Below are 20,762 nucleotides of genomic sequence, written 5' to 3' on the forward strand. Positions count from 1 at the left end.
GAGTACCACTATGACGCGATCGTTCACGCTCACTCTGGACTGTCCCAACCGCAGCGGGATCGTCCACGCGGTCAGCGCCTACCTCTTCGAGCACGGCGCGAACATCGAGCAGTACCAGCAGTTCGACGACCCGGTACGCAAGCGCCTGTTCCTGCGCACCAAGCTCACCACGGACGCCGACGTCGACGTCGACGAGCTGACCAGCGGCTTCGAACCCATCGCGGCCGACTTCGCGATGACCTACACCTTCGCCCCGGACCGCGACGCCCGCATCCTGGTCATGGTGTCCAAGCAGGGCCACTGCCTCAACGACCTCATCTTCCGCTGGCGGGCGGGCAGTCTCGGCGGCGACATCGTCGCGGTGGTGTCCAACCATGAGGACCTACGCCAAATGGCCGACGCGGCCGGGTTGCCGTTCGTCCACATCCCGGTGACACCGGAGACCAAACCCCAGGCCGAGGCACGCCTGCTGGAGGTCGTCGAGGAGTACGGCGCGGAGCTGGTCGTGCTCGCCAGGTACATGCAGGTGCTGTCCGACCAGATGTGCAAGGCCCTGCACGGCCGGGCGATCAACATCCACCACTCCTTCCTGCCCGGGTTCAAGGGCGCCAAGCCCTACCACCAGGCCTACGACCGCGGCGTGAAGCTCGTCGGGGCGACCGCGCACTACGTGACCCCGCACCTGGACGAAGGCCCGATCATCGAGCAGGAGGTGATCCGGATCGACCACACCTACGACCCGCGCGCCCTCCAGACGGTCGGCCGTGACGCCGAGGCACTGGCCCTGTCCCGAGCGGTCCGCTGGCACTGCGAACGCCGCGTCCTCCTCAACGGCAACAGCACGGTCGTCTTCCCCTGAGGCCTGAGCGCGCGTCCCGAAAGACGCGTTCGCGGCATCGCCGATGTCTCAAAAGACGCGCCGATGACGTTCAACGGCCTGAAAGCGTCTTTCGAGACAGCGCCGGTGACGCAAACAGCACCCGGCTTCCCGGGCGGTGTGGTGATGGACGCCTTGCTCACGCCGGCGGCGAGGAAGGCGGGCTTCAGCGCACGGAAACCGCCCGCGAAGCGGGCTTCGCCCGCCGGATCCACAGAACCACGCGCGGGCAGCATGATCATCGGTGATCTGGGTTGAACGTCCCGGTCGCGTCTTTCGGGACACCGGCAGGCAAAGCCTAGGCAGGTCGAGCGTTAGCGAGGGCCGAGGTAGCCGATCCGGAAGCTGATCTCGTCCGCGCCGGTGACGACCTTCTCGGCGATGGCGGAGTAGGACGCCGGCTCGACCCGGTAGGCCGGGCCGGAGACGCTGAGCGCCGCGACCACCCCGCCGTCGGCGGCGCGGATCGGTGCGGCGACCGCGTTGAGACCGACCTCCAGCTCCTCGACGGTGCACGCCCAGCCGCGCTCGCGTACCTCGGCCAGCTCGTCGGCGAGCTTGGCCCGGTCCGTACGCGTGTTCGGGGTGAACGGGATCAGCTCGCCCAGCGCGAGCTCGCCCTCCTCGTCCGCCGACCAGGCGAGCAACACCTTGCCGCTGGACGTCGCGTGCATCGGGGTGCGTTGTCCGATCCAGTTTCGCGCCGTCACCGCCGCCGAACCGTAGACCTGCATGACGTTGGTCGCCTGCCCCTGGTCCACGATGGCCACGTTCACCGTCTCGTCGAGCTCCGCCGCGAGCCGCTCGCACACCACCCGGCTCTCCCGCGAGAGATCGAGCCTCGCGGTCGTGGCGCCGGCCAGCCGGACGATCCCGAACCCCAGCCGGTACTTCCCCCGCTCGCTGACCTGCTCCACCAACTGCCACGCCTCGAGCGCCTCGACCAGGCGGAACGCGGTCGACTTGTGCACGTCGAGCCCGTGGGCGATCTCGGTGACGCCGACCTCGCCCTGTCTTGCGAGCATGTCCAGGATCGCCATCGCACGATCGACCGACTGCACCCCGCCGCGCGAGGGCTCACTGTTCCGCATACCGCAACTCTCTCATAATATGCAATTTCCTGCCCTCACCCCTTGACCGTCGCCGACCACTCGTCGCATGCTGTTGCGTATAACACGTGTAGTTGTGCAATACGCAACGGAGCTTACCTATGATTCCCGTCTGCGCTCTCCAGGACCTCCCTGCCGGCGAAGCCGTCAGAATCGCCGGTGACGTGCCGATCGCGGTCTTCAACGTCGACGGCACGCTCTACGCCATCGACGACACCTGCACCCACCAGGACGCCTCACTGGCCGACGGCTGGCTGGAGGGCTGCTTCGTCGAATGCCCGCTCCACGCCTCCTGTTTCGACCTGCGCACCGGCGCACCGAGCGGCCTCCCCGCGAAGAACCCCGTGCGCACCCACCACGTCGTCGTGGTCGACGGCCACATCTACGTCGACGCGGCGGTCGAACGGGTCGGGGTCTGATGAACACGATCGCCATCGTCGGTGCCTCGCTGGCGGGTGTCTCCTCGGCCAGGGCACTGCGGGAACGCGGCTTCGACGGGAACATCGTCGTCATCGGCGACGAGCCGCATCGGCCCTACGACCGGCCGCCACTGTCGAAGGACTTCCTCGCCGGCGCGATCTCCGAGGCCGACCTCGCGCTGGTCACGAGCGACGACGCCGACCTCGACCTGGACTGGCGCCTCGGCCACCGAGCCGAAGCCCTGGACCCCGCACTGCGCTCGGTCGTGCTCGACTCCGGCGAACGGATCGTGACCGACGGCGTCGTCCTCGCGACCGGCGCACGCGCCCGCCTCCTGCCAGGTCGAACCGTCCCGGGTGTCCACACGTTGCGCACCCTGGACGACGCCGTCGCACTGCGGGCCGAGCTGGTGCCCGGCGCACACCTCGTCGTCATCGGCGGCGGGTTCATCGGCGCCGAGGTCGCCTCCACGGCACGCACGCTCGGGCTGACGGTCACCGTCGTCGAACAGCTGCCCGTGCCGATGGCCGGCCCACTTGGTGCCGAACTCGGCCAGGTGTGCGCGCAGCTCCACGGCGACCACGGCGTCCAGCTGATCACCGGCACCGGCGTGGCCGACCTGGCGGGCACCGATCGTGTGCGGTCGGTGCTGCTCACCGACGGCCGCGAACTGCCGGCCGATGTCGTCGTCGTCGGCGTCGGCGCCGTGCCGAACACCGAATGGCTGGCGGGCTCCGGAATCGAACTGACCCGAGGCGTTCGCACGGATGCCCGGTGCGCGACCAACATCCCGTCCGTGGTGGCCGCCGGCGACTGCGCCGTGGCCGACAACCCGTACGCCGGCAGGGCGGTGCGCCTGGAACATTGGACGAACGCGCTCGAACAACCAGCCACCGCCGCGGCGACCCTGCTCGGCCACGAGCACACGGCGAACCCCCGCGCCCCCTACTTCTGGTCCGACCAGTACGGCGCCCGCCTACAGTTCGCGGGTCACCACCGCGACGGCGACCACATCGAGATCGTCGAGGGTGACCCCGCGGCGCGACGGTTCACCGCCGTGTACCGGCGCGCCGACCGCGCGGTCGCCGTGTTCGCGATGAACCAACCCAAGATCTTCGGCCGGTGGCGCCGCGAGCTGACCGCCGCCGTTGTCCTTTCCGGATGACGTTGGCGAAACCGGCAACGCGGACGGCACCACCGGCCGAGGGCTCCTACCGTCCGCTGCCGGCCTGACGGGTCGGCGTCACTTCAGGTGCCGGGTGAAGAACTTGTTCGCGGCTTCCCCCGCGAACCGCGGGACGCCGGTGTGCCCGCCCATATTGGCCTCCAGCGTCTTCTCCTTGGAGCCGAAGGCGTCGAACAGGTCCAGGGCCATCTGCCGGTCGTTTCCCTCGTCGTCCCACTGCAGCAGGACGTGCAGCGGAATGGTGACCTGCCGGGCCTCCTCGAACATGGCGCGGGGCACGAAACTCCCGGCGAACAGACCGGCGGCCAGGATACGCGGCTCGACCACGGCCAGCCGGACGCCGATGGCGATCACCCCTCCCGAGTACCCGACCGGCCCGCCGATCTCGGGCAGCGCAAGGAGGGCGTCCAGGGTGACCCGCCATTCCGGGACCGCCTTGTCGACCAGCGGGAGGACGAGCCGGTCGACGATCTCGTCGTCGACCGGTTCGCCGGCCTCCAGCGCCCGGCGCAGGTCGGCGCGGGCCTGCTCGGTGGCCGGGACGCGGGGCCGGTCACCGCTCCCGGGGAGCTCGATGGTGGCCGCGGCGAAGCCCTCCGCCGCGGCGTGCCGAGCCCTGGCCACCAGTCGGGGGTACATCATGTGCAGTCCGCCGGGGTGGCCCATCAGGATCAGCGGGGCCGGTGAGGGTGCGGATGCGGGCGTCCACAGGATGCCGGGGATCTCACCGAGGGTGAACTCGCGTTCGAGGACGCCGTCGTCGAGGCGCTGTTCGGAAGTGAATCGCACGGTCGTGCCTTTCGGGAGTGCTCGTGAAACGGCGCTCCCGGACGACCTATCGCCCGACCGTGACCCCAGAGGGGAGCACCCATGTCGAAACGTTCACGGGTACCACCTCCTCGGTCTCTCGCACGGCCGCCGGCAACGTAGCAGTCGTCACCGTGTTCCACCAACAGGTTTTCGCGGCCCGCTCAGCCGCGGGCGGAGAGGCGATGGAGGAGGCTCTCCGCGAGGTCGTGGTCCGGGTTCCACGTGAGGGCGGCCTCGAGAGCCCGGCGGGCCTCGTCTTTCCTGCCGGCCCGGTTCAGCGCGGTGCCGTGCACGTACGTCCGCTCGGCGAGCAGGGCGCGGACGCGTTGGTTGCTCGGATCGTGTTGCAGGGCGCACCGAAGCCAGTTCTCGTCCCGAGGGAAGGTCATGAGGCCCGGGGAGGCCATGGCCGCCTCACAGTGGATCTCGATCATCCGGTCGAACACGTCCGCACGGCTGGCCTCGCGAGCCCATGCCATGTGGGCCAGGCTGATGGCCTCCTGCAACTGGCCTTTGTCGATCTTGGATCCGGCCAACGTCAGCAGCTCGTCCACCGCGGTGCCGTTCTCCGCGCGGAGCCGCGACCGGGTCGCGGCGATCTCGGACAGCAGGTCCTGCGCCTCGGCGATCAGCTTGTGCAGCTCCTGCGTGGCCTCGTCGAGGCGCCCGTTCTCGAACAGCTGCCGCGCTTTGTCCACATCAGACGGTTCAGCGGGCACGCCGGTGGCCGGCACGGTCAGCACTGTGGTCGCCAGTGGCGTGGCGTCACGCATCGGCTCGGCCTGCTCGGGAGCGGCCGGACTCGGCTGCTCCTCGTAGGCCGCACTGGACCGGCCGGTGAGCTGACGAGCCCACCGGACCGCACCGAGAGCCACCACCTCCGGTCGCGTCGACACGAGCGAACCGAGCCCGGCCGCGAGGGTGCGCAGCCGTGGCATCCTGGTGCTGCCGCCGACCAGCAGCACCTCCTCCGTGGTGTCCCGGCTGATGCCGGCCTGCTCGAACATCACGTCCACGCGGTCGAGGGTCCGTGCGGTCAGACCCCGGACCGCGGCGTCGAACGGCTCCTGTTCGAAGTGGACGGCGAACTGCAGTGCGCGGTCCGGGCCGGAAACGTACATCGGGAACAGCACCGGGCCACCCGCGGCCAACTGTCTCTTGACCCGGTCAGCGGTTTCCCGCAGTCGTAGCCAGCCCGGCTCGCCCTGCCGCACCGCGTCTGGCAGTGCACTGTGCTGGCGTAGCGTGAACAGCCAGGTGCCCAGCACCTGCTCGTCGAGAGTGTCTCCGCCCGGCGCGTTCGCTCCCTCGTAGCCGAGCACCCGGTAGCGGCCACGCACGGCACGGACCAGGCCGACCTCGAACCCGCTGTACCCCATGCCGTACACCAGGAACGTGCCGGTTCGCTCGTTCCCGACATGACCGATCACCGCGGCCACCGAGTCGGACATGAGGCTGATCTCGCCGAGTCCGGCCGCGCTGGCCGCCTCCGTCAGAGCCGTGCGTTGCGTCGCGACGTACCTGGCCGGCACGCTGATCACGGTCTGTCGAATCTTCCCCGACGTCTCCCGCGTGACTCGCGTGCGAACCGTTTCGAGTGCGCGGAGCATCACTTCGGCCGGCGCGACGGCACCCACGGTCTCGGCCACCCCGAGTTTGCTCTTCAGGCTGGGGAAGGAGAACGGGAGCAACCCTCTGCCGGCCGGCTCGCACAGCAGCCACGGCCAGTCGGCACCGCTCAGTGTCAGGAACCGCGGCGGTTCACCGGTCGGTGAGTAGGCGACGCGCAGCTCGGTGCTGCCGAAGTCCACCCCAATGTCGATCTCCGCCACGTCGGGTCCTAGGCCTCGTCCAGAACCTTGAGCAGGCCGGCGAAGTCCTCCGCGTCGGCGATCTCGGCGACGTCGTACTGCTGACCGACCTTGGCGACCATCAGCTTCAGCACCTGGGCCTGCTCGACGACCGCTTCCCGCCTGCCCTGCGCGTGCGACTGCTGGAGCGTGACGATCGCCTGGTTGATCTGTTTGGCGTCGGTCGCGGGGGCGCGTTCCGCCGCCCGCTCGGCGATGTAGAGCTGCGAGGCGATGCCGGAGCCGAAGATGTCCGACTGCAGCACGCTGATCATCCGCCGGCACTCCGCGGGGTCGGAGAACACCAGCGTCTGCTGGGCCCGGTCGAGGTCGCCGCGGATCTTCATCGCCTGCGACGGATCGAGGTACTGCTCGTAGGTGCGCAGGAACCGCCGGGTGACCTCCTCGACGTAGACGAGGCTCTCCCGGTAGCTCGCGTCGTCCTCCTCCCCGTCGGTGGGCACCTGCGTCGGTGCCTCGGTGCGGGCGGCGTCGTGCCGAAGTTTCTTGCGGTACTCCAGCGACGTGCCCGGTACGGCGATCGCGACATGCAGTTCGCGGTTGCGGTCGTACAGGAAGGCCACCTCGACCCTGGTGTGTATGTCGATCTCCTCGGGAAGTTCGTACTCGATCACTCCCAGCTCGGTGTTCTTGCTCGCGATCGGACTGTCCCCCTCGTACACGGGGACGCGGATCAACCTGCCGTCGATGGCCTCGAACGTGTGGCTCATCGGCTCGGTCAACGGGAACGGTGTGCCCTTGGGGATGATCGGCACGAACGTGTCCGCCTGTGACTTCTTGACGGCGGCGACACCCAGCGCCTGGCCGGTCACGTCGTAGATGTGGGTGTCACCGGCCGACCGCGCGTTCACCAGGCTCTGTTGGCAGGACGCGCACTCGGTCGCCGACTCGTCGTTGATCTTCTCGCAGGCGAGGCACTCCACACCGTGCAACGTGCTGGCGAGGATGCCGGCACCGAGCGCGACACACTCCATCGGGTCGATGTCCTTGCGTACCTTGCCCTTGCCGAAGAAGTACTCCACGGACTCGTACACCTTCGGCACCAGTGTGGACCCACCGACCAGCAGCACGTCGGAGATGTCGTCGGTGGAAAGGTTCTGCTCCTCCAGCGCGGTGCGCACGAGCGCGATCGTCTTGTCCACCAATGGCTCGATGAGGTCCTCGAACTCCGCCCTCGTGAGGGTCATCTCGACGTCGACCGCGCCGCCCGCCGACCGGAACGCGGCCGGGATGATGATGTCGGTCGAGTCGACCTCGCCGAGCTCGCGCTTGGCCTCCTCGGCGGCTTTCTTGGCATAGAACAGGAACTCGGGGTCCGTGGACGGGTCGACCGCGGCCTCCCGGCGGACCCAGTCGATGATCTTGTTGATGATCAGCAGGTCGAAGTCGTCGCCACCGAGCCAGTTGTCCCCGACGAAGGACAGGATCTGGAAGTGGTTCTTGCCATCGGCGTCCCGGGTGGTGTTCAGGATCGAGATGTCGAAGGTGCCGCCGCCGAGGTCGTAGACGAGCACCCGACGCCGGTCTCCCTCCCGTAGCTCGAGACCGAACGCGATCGCGGCGGCGGTCGGCTCGTCGATGACCCGCTTCACGATCAGCCCAGCGTGCTCCCCCGCCTCACGGGTCGCCGCTCGCTGCGACTCCTTGAAGTAGGCCGGCACGGTGAGCACGGCGTGGGTGATGTCCTCCTTGAGCTTCTCGGCGGCGCCCTGGCGCAGGCGTTCCAGGATCATGGTGGAGACCTCCGCCGGCGCGTAGCTCCGGTCGCCGATGACCACATGCGCGCGCGGGTCGTCACCCTCGCCGGGAACGATCTTGTAACTGCGCCGCGCCCTCGCCTGCTCGACGTCCTTGTCCGCGAAGTCCCGGCCCATGAGGCGTTTCACCGACAGGATGGTGTTCACCGGGTCGCGCTTGGCCCAGTTCAACGCCGGCGTGCCGACGAGCAGTTCCTCCCGCCCGTCGCGCTGCCGCAGGCTGACCACCGACGGTGTCGACCGCGCGCCGCCGACGGGCACCACGGTCGCGCTCGACTGCTCCGGGTCGTACTTGGCGACGACGGAGTTGGTGGTGCCGAGATCGATGCCGATGTCGGTCATGCGTTCTGTTCCTTCCCGGATGAGACGATCACCGACGCCGGGCGGATCAGGTCCCCCCGGTAGCGGATACCGCGTTCGATCACTCTGATCACCGTGTCCTGTGGGAGGTCGCTCCCGTCCTGGAGGACGACCACCTGGTGCGTCGCCGGGTCGGCGATCTCACCCGAGCGGCCGATCAGCTCCATCCCGCTGTTGTTGCACAGCACATCCACCAGCAGGTCGGAGGTCTTGCGCACGCTGGCGCGGTAGGCCTCGACGTCGTCGCCGTCGTAGGCGAGCAGCCGGTCGAACGTGTCGAGGACGTCCGCGATCCCGTTCAGCAGACGACCGATGTCCAGCTCGTGCCGGTTGATCTCCCTGAGCGTGGCCTCCATGTGCGCCCGGTGTGCGTCCATGCCGCGCAGGAGCGAGACGGTCTCGGTTCTCGTCTTCGCCAGCGTGCCCAGTAGGTCGCCGTCCGGTGGCACAGCTGGGCTTTGTGCGGCGGTCTGCTTTCTGACCCGCCGCTGTCGGTTGCTTCGACCCATCGAGTACTCCCAGCGTTTATCGATCGAACCGGATCAGGCGGTTGACCATGGGCAAGGGCGGGAACGCCGCCAGGTCCGGCGGTGCGACCACGGGTGGCGGGGGTTCCGGGTGGACCGGGGTGAGCTCGCCGGTCAGCTCGTCGAGCAGGTCGGTCGGCATGGTGAAGGCATCGGCGAGTTCGGGTGGCTCACCGATCGCGGCCCTCTCGGCCTCGACCCGCGCCATGGCCTTGCCGGCTTCCTCGACCGGGTCCAGGTTGTACAGCTGGATGTCCACCATCAGCCTGCGCAGTGGGTCGCGCAGCTCGTCCCACGCCTTCTGCACCGCGGGCTCACGCATCAGCTTGCCGGTCATGAGCGCGTACGAGGCATCCTTGACCTCGGCCTGTGACGACTGCGGCGTGATGCCGACCGGTGCGAGCGCGTCGTAGGGGAACTGTCCCTGCCAGGCGGTCAGTGGATCTTTGATCACGTTGCGGAGTTCCCTTCGGGGCCTAGTTCGGCGGTCAACACCTCGAGCGTGTCGAGCAGCAGCTTCCGCGTCGGTGAGTCGGCCGGGTCCGCGCGAACGGCCCGGACCAGGTCGCGGGCACAGCCGGTCAGGTCGCCCTCCGCGCGGCGCCGAAGCGCCTGCTCGACCAGCGCGCCGGACCCCTCCGGGGCGTCCGGGGGGAGATCGCGGTAGCTCTCGGCCAGCTTGCCCAACTCAGGCATGGTGAGGTCGGCCAGCAGGAGCGTTCCCACATCGCTCAGCACATCGCGGAGAGTGTCCCGCAACCGACTGTTGGTCGGCGCGTGCTCCAGTCCGATGTGTACATTCGCGAGCGCCTGCCGCAGAAGGTCAAGGCGGCCGGCCATGTCGTCCTCGGGGCGCTCGTCGTGGACGCCGTGCAGCGCTCGTGCCAGGTTGCCCCTGGCCCTGGCCGACTCCGGGTACAGCTCGAGCGCACGGTGCAGATCGCTGATCGCGCGTGCGAAGTCCGGCGCGACGCCAAAGCTCCGGCAGCCGGAGCCGAACCACACCGCCCGGTCTGTCAACAGGTCCATCAGCTTCAGGTTGAGCGTCTCCCGCCCGGCCGGTCCCACCACGGGCAACGCCTTCTCCACCAGGACGATCGCCTCGTCGAGCCGGTGGATCTGCTGCCGGCCGGTCTCGGCGAGCGCGTCCACCCGGCCCAGGACCATCCGCATCACCGCCTTGCGGGTGCGGACCGTCATGGTCGCGTTGGCCGAGACCGCGATCGCGGCGGCGAGCTCAGCCGTCGCCCGGTCCATCTGTGTGCTGGCGGCCAGCAGACCGCGCGCGATCGAGAGGTGGGCGCGGACGGCCAGTTCCACCGCGTCCTGCGCGAGCCTGGCACGGCGCTGCGGCAGGTACGTGTAGGCCGGGTTGTGCTCGAAGAACGTCCGGCAGTGCTCGCAGGAGTCCGGTTCGCCGTGACCGGCGGTGTCAGGTCCGACGCAGTCGGCCGGCAGGTCCACCCGTCTGCGGAGGTGGACCTCCGGCAACGCCCGCAGCGCACCGTCGAAGCGGTGGTGCTCGAAGGCGGAGAACGCCGTGGCCAGCTCGGAGAACGACCACCGCACGCGGCGCAGCACCGCACGCATCGACTCGTCCTCGCACACGTCCGTCGGGTCGGAGTTCGCGACGAACCTGCCGAACTCCTGCTGGTGTCCGACCACGCGCAGGTACGCGGGCCCCAGTGCCACCGTGCTGGCCGGCTCACCGCGCAGCGGCAGACCACCGGCCTCCTTCACACTCTGCGCGGCCTCGAGTTCGGTTTCCAGCAAGGAGACCAGCTCCCGGTAGGCGTCCCCCTGCCGGGTCCGGCCGGCACCCGCGTGCCGTTCGGCGTGACCCACCAGCAGGTCGACGAGGCGTCTCCCCAGCTCGGCACGCAGTCGCGCCGTGTCGGCCGGGGTGACCGCGTGGCCGTAGCTCGCGGCCCTGGTCTGGCGCCAGCCCGCCCAGTGCTCGTCGTCGGTGAGCAGCACCGCCCAGCAGGCCAGTGCGGTGCGCCAGACCTGCTCGGCCTGCTCCCACGCGCCGGTGTCCTCGAGTTCCTCTGCGTGCCAGAAGGACGCGATCGCCAGGCTGTGCACCACACGCATGTCGCCGGGCGCCGCGGCGAGCCGTCGTCGCCACCCGGCGATGGCCTCGGCCCGGTTGCCGGCGAGCAGGGTGATCAGCCCGGCGTCGTCGGACAGCTGGGCACGCAGCCGGTCGAGCAGCGTGGACCGGCTCGCCGGTTCGAGTGCGTCGAGTTCCCGGCAGAGCGCGACGGGGTCGTGGAACCGGTACAGCCCGGCGTCGACGACCATGCGCTTCGCCGGCGTGCGCAGCTGGTCCCAGGCGACCCGCTCCTGCCAGCTCATCCCGCCGCGCTCCATCAACTTGTACGCGGCGTCCTGCATCAGGTCGGTGGGCGAGGCCGGGGTGACGCCGACCGAGCTCAACGCGCGATAAGGGAATGTCTCGTCGGACAGCGACATCGGGTCGGCGACGAGCGTCGCGCTGGTCAGGCCGTCCGCCCAGGGCAGCGCGGCACGCAGCCGGTCCAGCCGGTCCAACCGCTCCGCGCAGTCCAGGAGCGGCGTGGTGACCTGTCGGTACGCCGCGATCGCGGCCGACCACTGGCCGGCGCCCTCGAGCTCTCGGCCCGTCGCGTAGGTCCGCCGTGCCGGCGCGTCCGCGTGGTCCCCGCAGGCGCGGTACGCCGCGACGGCGTCCGGCCAGTCCGCCCGCTGTTCCGCGGCCCGACCGTGGGCGTAGTGCCGCAGGGTCGCGCTGTCGCGGTAGTCGCCTAGCGACTCGGCGATGTCCCCGGCGTTGGTCCAGTGCTCGTCGACCATGGCCAGTCGCAGCCGGGCGTAGGTAGAGCGGACCGCCACGTCCGCGAAGTCGTCGGGCAGATCGGCGTACGCGCCGGGGACGTCCGCCCACCGGCCCTCCTGCTCGGCCAGCCGGGCCAGGGCGTAGGCGCGACGCGGCCCCACGTCCCGGTAACCCGGCGGCAGGTCGGCGTACCCGGCGAGCGTGGCGACCCAGTGGGCGTCCTGTTCGGACAGTCGGGCCGACGCGTACCGGTGCGCCAGCTCGATGTCCGGATCACGGTCGGCCGCCGATGCGTAGATGGCCGCGGCGGCGGCCCAGTCGCCGTCCGCCTCGGCGAGGCCGCCGCGGGCCTGGCACCGCAGGAGCCCCACCATGCCGTCCCGCGCGTCGTCGGGAGCCTGCCCGAGGGAGGCGAGCACCGACCGCCACTCCTGCCTGCCCTGCGCGATCCTGGCTCGAGCGAACCGCCGCCGGCTGCCGACCTCTCCGCCGGCGAAGTCGTCGGGCAGCTCCCCGAAACCCGCGATCACCTCGGCCCACTCGCCGCGGTCGTCGGCGGCACAACCGGTCACGTAGTGGGTCCGCGCTCCCGCGTCGCGCAGGTCCGGTGGCAGCGCGGCGAAGTGCTGGAACGCCTCGTCCCACGCACCGGCTCGCTCGGCGAGGCGCCCGAGCGCGTAAGCGAGCCGAGCCGTGGCATCGGCGTGGTCGCCAGCCCGGTAGCGGTCGACCGCGAGCGTCCAGTCGCCGGCTTCCTCGGCAACCCGGGCCTCTGCGTAGGCCCCACGTGCCGCGGCGTCCTCGTGGTCAGCCGGCAGCGCGCAGAACCCGGCGGACGCGGCCGGCCAGTTCTGCGTGTCCTCGGCGGCCACGGCGTCCTGGTACTGCCGGTCGCGGACGTCGGCGAGCGCGGCGGCGACATCCCAGCCGACCTCGGCCAACTCGCTGAACGCCGTCGCCGCGGCGGTCAGGTCGCCGGACTCGACGGCGAGCCAACCAGCGGCCAACCGTGCCCTCGACGCGCTGTCGCGGAACTCGCCGAGGCGGGCGAAGATCTCGCCGGCCTCGGCCCACCGGCAGCCGGCCTCGGTCAGGCGGCCCGTCACGTATGTGGACCAGTCGTCCGGCGTCATGCCCAGTTGCTGTGCGGTCGCGAAGTGGTCGTGCGCCGCCGCCCAGGCATCGTTGTCCGCCGCGAGGCGGCCGTTGGCGTACGCCAGTCTGGCCGACGCGTCGGCATATCCGGCGCACCGCGCATAGGAGTTGACCGCGTCCGCCCACCGGTCCTCGGAGTCCGCCAGCCGTCCGGTCGCATACCGTTGACAGGCCTGGACATCCCGGTACGTCTCGGGCAGCACGACAAGCGCGGCCAGGGCATCCCGCCAACGACCCGCCTCGAGATGTGCCTGTACGGCGGCATAGCGGTCGTCGAACTCGGCCTCCTGCCGAACGGTCGCGAGCCGGTCCTGCCCGTCGCGAAACCCCTCCGGCCGCCACACGGCCAGTTCTTCGTAGTACCGCAGGGCCTCGGCCCACCGCTGGTCGGTCTCCGCCTGCCGGGCCTGGCCGTACAACTCGGACAACCGTCGCACGGCCTGGATCTCCTCGACCAGCGTGTCGAGAATCTGCCCGCGTACCTCGCGGGCCTCCTCGAGCTCGCTTTCGGCCGCGGCGGGATCCTGCTCGGCCGCCAGCGCCGCACACGCGCGTTCGATGGCGGGCCACGCCAGCTCGACCCGGGCCTCGGCGATCATGAGCAGCTGGTCGTCGTTCTGCCGCCCGGTGGTCACCGTGCTGAGCACGCCCTCCCAGTCGTACCTGATGCGCTGGTACTGCGCCGCGGCGAGCACGTTGGCGATCTTGACGAACCTGGGCGTCTTCAACCGCGCGACCGCGTCCTCACCGAGCCGCAGGGGATCCTGTGCCTTGTCGGCGTGCACGTCGAGTGCCTTGAACAGCCAGCCGTGACTGCACGCCTCGTGCAGGAACAGCGCGGGCGTCGCCCACTCCACCACCTGGCCGGGCAGGGTGGCCACCGCCTGCCTGGCGGCGATGAGCGCCTCGTCCACCGTCTGGTTTCGGCTGATGGCGCCGAGCAGGCTGGGACCGAAGACGGTCGCCGCTCGGTCGGTCACCATGCCACTCATGGCGGCCACTGCCGGAACGCCCCGGCCGACCAGCGACTGCGCCACGCCGGAGAACGGTTCGACGCTCGTCGTGCTGGCGCCGGAGCACAGGTTCAGCACGACGAGACGGAGCTGTTGTGCGCCGACGAGGATGCCGCTGAGCACGTGGCCAGGCATGCGGTCGACGGACCCGTCCCGGGTCTCCAGCAGGACGACGCCCTCGCTCGTCGCCTCGTCGTAGTCCCCGTGCGCGATTATCAGCACGGCCGCCGGCACGCTCGCGTGATCGGCGAGCCAGGAGTTGATGTCCTGGATCGTCGCGTGCTCGCACACGGTGGTCTTGATCTCCATCTTGGGCAGCTCGTCGCGGAGCCGGTCCAGCTCCGCGGCGGACCCGATCGGCGGTAGCGCCTTCGGGGATGCCACGGCGACGAGCAGATGGATGAAGTCGGGCGGATCCGTCGGTGCCGGCAGCCGGTGACCGGGCGGGTCTCCCGGCAGCGACCGGACCAGCGAGACGGTGGCGTTGAGGGCCAGTGTCTGTTCGGAGCGTTCCGACGGCGAACGCAGCGTCTCGATCGGCAGGTCACGCAGCTCCGGCGGCAGGTCGAAACGCACACGCAGGCGGTGCCCGTTGCGTTGCACCTGAGCCTGGGCGTCGCGCAGGCAGGCGCTCAACGTGTCGTCGAACAGCAGGCGAAAGACCTTGCGGCCGAGCTCGCGCAGGCGAGGGATCGCGTCCAGCGCGCCGGGTGCGTTACCGAGCTCGACGTCGATCAGGTGGTTGAACTCTGCACGCAACACGGCCGGCTCGTCCGTGATCCGGAGTACGGTGGCCGCTCTGACCGGCCCGTTGGCGAAGGCGAGGTAACGGCCTTCACCGATGGGGCGGAACCGGACGCGCAGTTCGTCGAACACCGCTACCACCCCCGGCCCAGCAGGTCGGCCGTGACCCGGTTGAAGTCGTGCCGGATACCGTCCCGGAACTTGACGAGGTCCGGGTCACCCGGCTTGTGGGTCAGGCCGCGCTCGAACTCCCGCAGCGCCTCGGACAGCAGACGCAGAGCCTCCACGACATCGGTGCGTGCCTGGACGTAGGCCATGTCCCGCAACACAAGCCCATGATTCAACGAGGCCCGCTTGCTGTGCGGGGCGAGCGCGACGGCGCGGCTCAGGTCCTGCCGGGCCAGCTCCGCATCGTCGCGGTCCTCGTTGAACGTGAGGATGCCGCGGGTCGTGAGCTGCTTGGCAAGCGACACGCACAGCCGCTCCCGCTCCTTCTCGCTCCTGGTACCGACGACGGTCGACGCGGCATCGAGCACGGTGATCGCCTCTGTCCAGTTCTCCTTACGCGCCAAGCCTTCCGACCGGCCGAGGGCGGTGTCCACGATCTCCCGCAGCACCACGTCCTCCTCGCTGAACCGGCTCGCCTGCGAGACGGCTTTCGTCCACCACCGCGTGGTACTCGAGACGTCCGGCTCCGCCTTCGCGATCTCCGCCCGCGCGCTCTCGAGCAACGCTTCCGTGGCGAGCGCGGCGCCACATTCGAAGAGCTCGTCGTACTTGTGGTCCAGAGCGGCGAAAGCCGGGTTGTAACGGTCGAAGTCGGGACAGGCCGGAGCACACAACCGTGGCTCGTCCTCGTCCTGCCAGTCCGCACGCCGACATGTCGGGCAGCGCAGGTCCAGCGCCAGCTCCGCCGCTTCGGCCGCACGCCCCGCCGACAGGTGCGCTTCGGCGAGCCCGAGCTGGGAGAACGTGCGAAACAGGACCTCGGCGTCGTCACTCGCGAGGTCCACGGCGAACTCGCCGAGCTCGTGGTGCAGTCCGAGCTCGGCGATACGCAGCGGACCGCAGACCAGTCGCTCGGCCCCCAGTGACGGCAGCGGGAGGCCGCCCAGCTCGGCGAGCACACGCGCGGCCTCGTGTTCCCGGCGCAGCAGCAGCGGTTCCCCGTCGGCGCCGTGCTCGGCCACCCGACGTTCGACGAGCTCTCGCACCCGAGTGCGGAGGGAATCGATCGTTCCGGGCAGTACCGGGCAGCCGTACCGGCGCTCGGCGTCCACCCGCCATGCCGACCAGAACTCCTGGTCGTGCACCACGGACATCCACACACCGATGCAGCTTTGCCATGAGGCCGGTCCCTGCTCCGGTTCGGCACTGAGCAGGTGCAGCAGCATCACCGCGAGCGCGTGACCCAACCGGGAGTCGGCGGGATCACGCTCGCAGGCGAGACGGAGCAGTGTGACGCCTCGGTGGTGCCGGCCGCTCAACCCGTAGGCGACCGCCTCGATCAGCCCCGAGTCCCGCTCAGCGGCACACGTTTCGAACAAATCCGCCGCCCGGGTCCAGTCACCGTCCGACGCGGCGGTCAGCGCGGCGGCACGTCGGACCAGTGCCAGCTCCTGTTCCGGCCGTCCGCGCAGCATGCTGCCGTCAGCCTCGCCGGCGGCTGCCCGAACGACCTGCTGCCAAGGGTTGTCGGGCATCGCGAGCAGTTCGGCGTGGCGCCCGACGCGATAGAGACATTCGGCGAACACGCTGGTACGCCAGGGATCCTCGGTCAGTGGTTCGAGCACGTCGCAGGCCGCCGCCCACTCGCCTCGGCGAATCCGTGCCGTGGCGATGGCGTGACCAGCGGCCCGGCGGATCGGGTGGGGCCCACTCGTGGTCAGGTCGCGCAAGTCGTCCTCGGCCAGCTCGTTGTCCCGTGCCGCGCAGATCGCCAACCCCAACCTCGCCAACGGGTCGGACGGTCTGGTGTCGAGGATCCGGCGCCAGGCCTGCCGGGCAGCGGCCAGGTCGGCGCCGACGTAGCTCAGGTGCGCGATGAGATGCTCGGCCTTCGGATGGCGGGTGGCGCGGAGGTGGGTCCGTGCCCGCGCGTCGTCGTCCTCGGCGATGGCCTTCACCGCGGCGTGCGCGTGCAGCAGGGAAATCGTTTCGTCCAGCGCCTCGGACGGCTGACGGCGCCCGACCGTGTCCAGATCCGCGATGGCGCCGCCGATGTCATCGCCGGTCAATCGCTGGGCGGCTCTGGCCCGGTACGCGGCCGTGACCAGCTCCGCGCAGGGCCGGTGGTGGGGGTGACGCTCGAGCAGTTCCGTCCAGGACTCGATACTCGCGGAGAACCGGCCGAGCCGGTAGCCGGCGATGCCATGGTGGAAAAGCACGCTGTCGTCCCGGTTCCCACCGGCGAGGGCTTGGTCGAAGGCGGCGAACGCGGCCGTGGCGTCGCCACGCCGCCACGCCGCGGTGCCCTTGACGGCCATCGCGTCCGGCGAGTCCAGTCCCACCAGGTAGGACTCCGCGTCCTGCCAGTGCCCGTGCCGCGACAACACGACCGCGGTCAGCAGCCGCCCTCTCTCGTCGAGCGCCCGCAGCCGGCCCGCGATGGACAGGTCCCGCAACGCGAGACCGTCGCGGCCCTGACACAACCGGAGCTGGGCCCGTTGCACGTATGCCTTGCCCAGTGACGGATCCTGAGCGATCACGGCGTTGAAGAACCATTCGGCGCGTGGCAGGTCGCCGGCGTGGCAGGCGACGCAGCCGGCCCAGTAGAAGCCCTGCCAGTTGTCCGGCCGCAGCTGCCGCACCTGGGCGAACCGCATGTCGGCGGTGGGCAGGTCGTTGCGCGCCAGGCAGATCCGCCCGAGCCCCAGGTTGGCGGTCGCCGCGATCCCCACCGCGTCCGTGTCCTTGGTGAGTTTGCCGACCACCCGGTCGAGCGCCTTGGTGAACAGGGTCTCGGCAACCGCGAAGTCCCCACGGTCGAACGCGCGCTCGCCATGAGAACTTTCCCTGCGCGCTCTGCGCAAACCCAACGGCGGCCACATTTGTCCGTTTATCCCGCGGCTTCGTCGAGTTCCGACCGCCATGCGCGACGGTGCCGATCGTAATGCAACGGTCCGATCTTGTAGGCGGTGAGATCGAGTGTGATCAGTTTCCGGTACGCCTCGGCCGGCAGGTCGTCCTCGAGCACGATCCGCAGGTTGCTCTGGAGATCCTGTAGTACGAGCGGAATTCGCCCGTCCGTCGCCTTTGTGCCGGCCTTGGGCACGCGCCTGGCCAGTTTCTTCACGCCGGCGTACACGTCCTTGACGGCTTCCGCGCCGAGAGCGCTGAGAAAGGCCTGTAACGGCAGGGCCGCGAGCACCAGCCAGCCGAGATCGTCGGGGCCGCGGTGGGTCCGACGGCGCCGGCTGTGAATCTGGTAGCCGAACCCGGTGAACACGGCGGCGACGTGCTCTTCCTCGTCCTCCGTGACATCGCTGTCGAACAACAATTCGGCATGGTGCGCGGCACCCACAGGAGTCCACCCCTCGACAGAACTGATCCCCCAAACCTGGAAGTGGACCCATGCTATCCGGTCGCCTGCCGCGCGTGACCCGGATTGGTTGAACTGACCCTGATCGGCTTATGCGATGACGTGCGAGCACTGCGATCACGAAAGCGTCGGTGATATTCCGACGAGTGAGGTGACCCTGAACGGAGTTGCCCCCGCGTCAGAATCCGATCTTGTAATTGTACGTCTTCGCGAGGCCGCGGGCGAAGTCCATGACCTCCTGGCGGGTGCGGTTCTTGTTGAGCCAGAAGTCGTCCCAGGCCCGCTCGTATGCGCCGCTGAAACTATGGTGGTGGCTTTCCTCCACCCAGCTTCCCCAGATCGGGTTGGTGGTGTCTATCTGGACGCGGCGGAAGTCGGCGGCGTTCTTGACCGGGAAGTTGTGGTGCCCCACATAGGTTTTACCGTCCTGGGGCATCGGGTAGGTCTTCAGCAGCTCACCGCGGTAGCCGGCGCCGCGGTCGTTGTGCAGCGTGTACAGGTCGTCGAGTTTCTTGTCTCGTTTGGCGTCGCTCAGCTCGCGGTCCTTGAAGGCCTCCTCGACCGAGTCGAGGGCTTTCGACGGCTTCGCCACGCGTGCCCTGCCTCGGCCGCCGCCGGAGACCATGCCAAGCCCGTCCAGTTGTTTCTGTGCCATGGCAAGGGTTTTCCCGAACTCGTCATTGGCGGCCTTGACCTGTTGGCGGGCGTTGTCGGCCGCCTTTTTCGCCACGTCCAGTTTGCCTTGCCCAACGGCGATCAGCGCCTGCGCGTCCGTTCGGTTGGGGTCCGCCACGTCGACCGTGAGATCGGGCCGGATGTAGAGGCCGTTCGCGCTGTTGAACTGTTCCGCCTCCGCCAGCAGCTCCCTCGCCTTTGCCATGGCTTCGGCGGCGGGTTTGACCTTCTCGTGGTAGACCCTGGTCGGGCTGCCGATTCCGCCGCCCGGAATGAGGATGTTGGAGAGGCGGTCCGCGAAACGCTCGAAACTGGTGGCGGCCTCGCCCTCGAAAGCCGTGCGCAGGGTGGCCGTCACGTCCGTCTGCACCAGCTTTTTCAGTTCCTCGAGGCTCCTGGTCGTCCGCTCGGCGCTGTCCGCCATCTGCCGCATGCTCGCCGGATCGCCGAAGCCCGGCAGCCTCGTCTGCTCAGCCATGCGCGATCCCCGTCTGCTCCCGTTGCTCCGCGGCGCGCTCCTCGTCGAACCGCTGGCTGGCGTCGGCGACGTCGGTGAGCGCTCCCGCCGTGTAGTCGAACGCGTCGCGGACACCGTCGAGCAGGGCCTGGTACTGGTCGAACAACTGCCTGGCCTCCGCGTCGAGCGCGGGATCGCCCGTACGCATCCCACCGGCACTCTGCCGCAGTGGACCACCGAGGTCGGCGGGGATCTGTTGCCGCTCCGCGAAGGTGCGGGCCAACCGGGTCACTTCCGACACGGACACATGGAAGCTGGCGCTCATGGTCCCTCCTTGGACGTCGAGTCGCGACGTTACGTCCGGTCCCGCCGGCCTGGGCACGGTAGAAATGCCGCCACAACCGCCTCTTGTCCACAGAGGAGCAACTCGGCGACGCTAGGCGGGCCGAGGGCACCGCGCGCGAGAGGAACAGCGACGCCATCATGGAACGCAAGCACCTGGAGTACTTTCTCGCGGTCGCCGCCCACGGGAGCTTCACCAGCGCCGCCTCCGCGCTGCACATCGCGCAACCGTCGTTGTCGTACGCCGTCCGGGCCCTCGAGCGGGAACTGGGGGCGACCCTGTTCCACCGACTCGGGCGAGGTGTGAGCCTGACGCCGGCCGGTGAGGCGCTGGTTCGCCCCGCACAGCAGGTCCTCCGCGAGTTCGCCCAGGTCCGCAGCTCGGTGCAGAAGGTGAGCGGGCTCGTGGCCGGGCGGCTGGACATCGTGGCGCTGACCACGCTGTCGGTGGATCCGCTCGCGCCCATGGTGGGCGCGTTCCGCCAGTGCTACCCGGGCATCGACTTCAGCGTGATCGATCCGGAGCACGCCGCCGCCGTCGCCGAGATGATTCGCGGTGGGCAGTGTGAGCTCGGGCTTGCGGACTTCTCGGTGCCGACCACCGGGCTGAGCATGCTCGAACTCCCGGAGCAGGAGATCCTCGCCGTGCTGCCACCAGGCACGGAACTGTCGACGAGCGACCGGATCTCCGTGCGTGAGGTCGGCATGCTCGACCTGATCGCCACCCCACCGGGCACGTCCACCCGCACCCTCATCGACACGGCGCTGTCGGTGGCGGGACGGCCACTGCGGATCGCGGTCGAGACAACCCATCGAGCGGCGATCGTCCCGCTCGTGCTGACCGGTGCCGGCGCGACGCTGCTTCCCCGGCCGCTGGCTGAGGCGGCGGCCGCGCTCGGGGCGGTGACCTGTCCCATCGACCCACCGGTGGCCCGTCGGGTCCGGCTCCTGTGGCGGTCCGGGCCGCTGTCCCCTGCCGCCGAGGCGTTCGTCGGCATGGCGTCGCAGTGGGAGCCCACCCGGCCCGGAAGCTATTCAATTCGTCTATAGGTGCAGGTGAGAACCCGTCTAGCTCTGTGTGTGCCACCTCGTTGACCCGC

General features: G+C 69.7%; 16 protein-coding genes. 5 read left to right on the forward strand and 11 right to left on the reverse strand.

What is annotated here, in order from left to right:
- Positions 1-10: 10 nt before the first annotated feature.
- On the forward strand, positions 11-859 hold the full coding sequence (gene purU / locus VF106_RS08205; RefSeq protein WP_330838990.1) for a formyltetrahydrofolate deformylase: 849 nt from the start codon (positions 11-13) through the stop codon (positions 857-859).
- A 63-nt stretch (positions 860-922) separates the two neighbouring features.
- The gene (locus tag VF106_RS08210) at positions 923-1,135 is read left to right on the forward strand and encodes a hypothetical protein (RefSeq protein WP_330838991.1); all 213 of its coding nucleotides are present in this window, start codon (positions 923-925) and stop codon (positions 1,133-1,135) included.
- Positions 1,136-1,191: 56 nt separating this feature from the next.
- Here the strand turns inward: VF106_RS08210 and VF106_RS08215 are convergent, their stop codons facing one another.
- A complete protein-coding gene (locus VF106_RS08215; protein WP_330838992.1) occupies positions 1,192-1,968 on the reverse strand; it encodes an IclR family transcriptional regulator in 777 nt (258 codons plus the stop codon).
- Between the two features lie 119 nt (positions 1,969-2,087).
- Between VF106_RS08215 and VF106_RS08220 the strand changes: the two genes are divergently transcribed.
- The gene (locus tag VF106_RS08220) at positions 2,088-2,405 is read left to right on the forward strand and encodes a bifunctional 3-phenylpropionate/cinnamic acid dioxygenase ferredoxin subunit (protein ID WP_330838993.1); all 318 of its coding nucleotides are present in this window, start codon (positions 2,088-2,090) and stop codon (positions 2,403-2,405) included.
- Positions 2,405-3,571 (forward strand): NAD(P)/FAD-dependent oxidoreductase, encoded by a 1,167-nt coding sequence (locus tag VF106_RS08225; protein ID WP_330838994.1) that lies wholly within the window; start codon positions 2,405-2,407, stop codon positions 3,569-3,571. Before VF106_RS08220 ends, VF106_RS08225 begins: the two co-directional genes overlap by 1 nt.
- A gap of 78 nt (positions 3,572-3,649) precedes the next feature.
- On the opposite strand, the gene VF106_RS08230 is transcribed toward VF106_RS08225, so the two are convergent.
- The 10 genes from VF106_RS08230 to VF106_RS08275 all read right to left on the reverse strand — a co-directional run bounded on the left by VF106_RS08230 (position 3,650) and on the right by VF106_RS08275 (position 19,645).
- Complete coding sequence (locus tag VF106_RS08230) at positions 3,650-4,381, reverse strand: alpha/beta hydrolase (RefSeq protein WP_330838995.1); 732 nt, start codon at positions 4,379-4,381, stop codon at positions 3,650-3,652.
- A gap of 182 nt (positions 4,382-4,563) precedes the next feature.
- The gene (locus tag VF106_RS08235) at positions 4,564-6,234 is read right to left on the reverse strand and encodes an Hsp70 family protein (RefSeq protein ID WP_330838996.1); all 1,671 of its coding nucleotides are present in this window, start codon (positions 6,232-6,234) and stop codon (positions 4,564-4,566) included.
- Between the two features lie 8 nt (positions 6,235-6,242).
- Positions 6,243-8,372 (reverse strand): Hsp70 family protein, encoded by a 2,130-nt coding sequence (locus VF106_RS08240; protein WP_330838997.1) that lies wholly within the window; start codon positions 8,370-8,372, stop codon positions 6,243-6,245.
- Complete coding sequence (locus VF106_RS08245) at positions 8,369-8,899, reverse strand: nucleotide exchange factor GrpE (protein ID WP_330838998.1); 531 nt, start codon at positions 8,897-8,899, stop codon at positions 8,369-8,371. Before VF106_RS08245 ends, VF106_RS08240 begins: the two co-directional genes overlap by 4 nt.
- 16 nt (positions 8,900-8,915) lie before the next feature.
- Positions 8,916-9,371, reverse strand: coding sequence for a hypothetical protein (locus VF106_RS08250; RefSeq protein ID WP_330838999.1), 456 nt, complete (start codon positions 9,369-9,371; stop codon positions 8,916-8,918).
- Positions 9,368-14,779 carry a CHAT domain-containing protein gene (locus VF106_RS08255; RefSeq protein WP_330839000.1) on the reverse strand — a complete coding sequence of 1,804 codons (5,412 nt, stop codon included), beginning with the start codon at positions 14,777-14,779 and terminating at the stop codon, positions 9,368-9,370. Before VF106_RS08255 ends, VF106_RS08250 begins: the two co-directional genes overlap by 4 nt.
- Positions 14,780-14,781: 2 nt before the next feature.
- Positions 14,782-17,685, reverse strand: a complete 2,904-nt coding sequence (locus VF106_RS08260) for a tetratricopeptide repeat protein (protein WP_330839001.1) — start codon at positions 17,683-17,685, stop codon at positions 14,782-14,784.
- 20 nt (positions 17,686-17,705) lie between these two features.
- Positions 17,706-18,170 (reverse strand): hypothetical protein, encoded by a 465-nt coding sequence (locus VF106_RS08265; protein WP_330839002.1) that lies wholly within the window; start codon positions 18,168-18,170, stop codon positions 17,706-17,708.
- 196 nt (positions 18,171-18,366) lie between these two features.
- Positions 18,367-19,287: a hypothetical protein gene (locus VF106_RS08270; protein WP_330839003.1), complete on the reverse strand. Its 921-nt coding sequence runs from the start codon at positions 19,285-19,287 to the stop codon at positions 18,367-18,369.
- 46 nt (positions 19,288-19,333) lie between these two features.
- The gene (locus VF106_RS08275; RefSeq protein ID WP_330839004.1) at positions 19,334-19,645 is read right to left on the reverse strand and encodes a DUF6317 family protein; all 312 of its coding nucleotides are present in this window, start codon (positions 19,643-19,645) and stop codon (positions 19,334-19,336) included.
- An 83-nt stretch (positions 19,646-19,728) separates the two neighbouring features.
- Between VF106_RS08275 and VF106_RS08280 the strand changes: the two genes are divergently transcribed.
- The gene (locus tag VF106_RS08280) at positions 19,729-20,712 is read left to right on the forward strand and encodes a LysR family transcriptional regulator (protein WP_330839005.1); all 984 of its coding nucleotides are present in this window, start codon (positions 19,729-19,731) and stop codon (positions 20,710-20,712) included.
- The last annotated feature ends 50 nt before the right edge of the window (positions 20,713-20,762 follow it).

The sequence above is a fragment of the Actinophytocola sp. genome (assembly GCF_036378875.1).
Taxonomy (GTDB): Bacteria; Actinomycetota; Actinomycetes; order Mycobacteriales; family Pseudonocardiaceae; genus Actinophytocola.

What these genes read in the sequence shown, in the direction of transcription:
- VF106_RS08275 (WP_330839004.1), bottom strand. Translation starts at nt 19,645, where the DNA reads ATGAGCGCCAGCTTCCATGTGTCCGTGTCGGAAGTGACCCGGTTGGCC.
- VF106_RS08225 (WP_330838994.1), top strand. Translation starts at nt 2,405, where the DNA reads ATGAACACGATCGCCATCGTCGGTGCCTCGCTGGCGGGTGTCTCCTCG.
- VF106_RS08240 (WP_330838997.1), bottom strand. Translation starts at nt 8,372, where the DNA reads ATGACCGACATCGGCATCGATCTCGGCACCACCAACTCCGTCGTCGCC.
- VF106_RS08270 (WP_330839003.1), bottom strand. Translation starts at nt 19,287, where the DNA reads ATGGCGGACAGCGCCGAGCGGACGACCAGGAGCCTCGAGGAACTGAAA.
- VF106_RS08215 (WP_330838992.1), bottom strand. Translation starts at nt 1,968, where the DNA reads ATGCGGAACAGTGAGCCCTCGCGCGGCGGGGTGCAGTCGGTCGATCGT.
- VF106_RS08245 (WP_330838998.1), bottom strand. Translation starts at nt 8,899, where the DNA reads ATGGGTCGAAGCAACCGACAGCGGCGGGTCAGAAAGCAGACCGCCGCA.
- VF106_RS08210 (WP_330838991.1), top strand. Translation starts at nt 923, where the DNA reads ATGACGTTCAACGGCCTGAAAGCGTCTTTCGAGACAGCGCCGGTGACG.
- VF106_RS08220 (WP_330838993.1), top strand. Translation starts at nt 2,088, where the DNA reads ATGATTCCCGTCTGCGCTCTCCAGGACCTCCCTGCCGGCGAAGCCGTC.
- purU (WP_330838990.1), top strand. Translation starts at nt 11, where the DNA reads ATGACGCGATCGTTCACGCTCACTCTGGACTGTCCCAACCGCAGCGGG.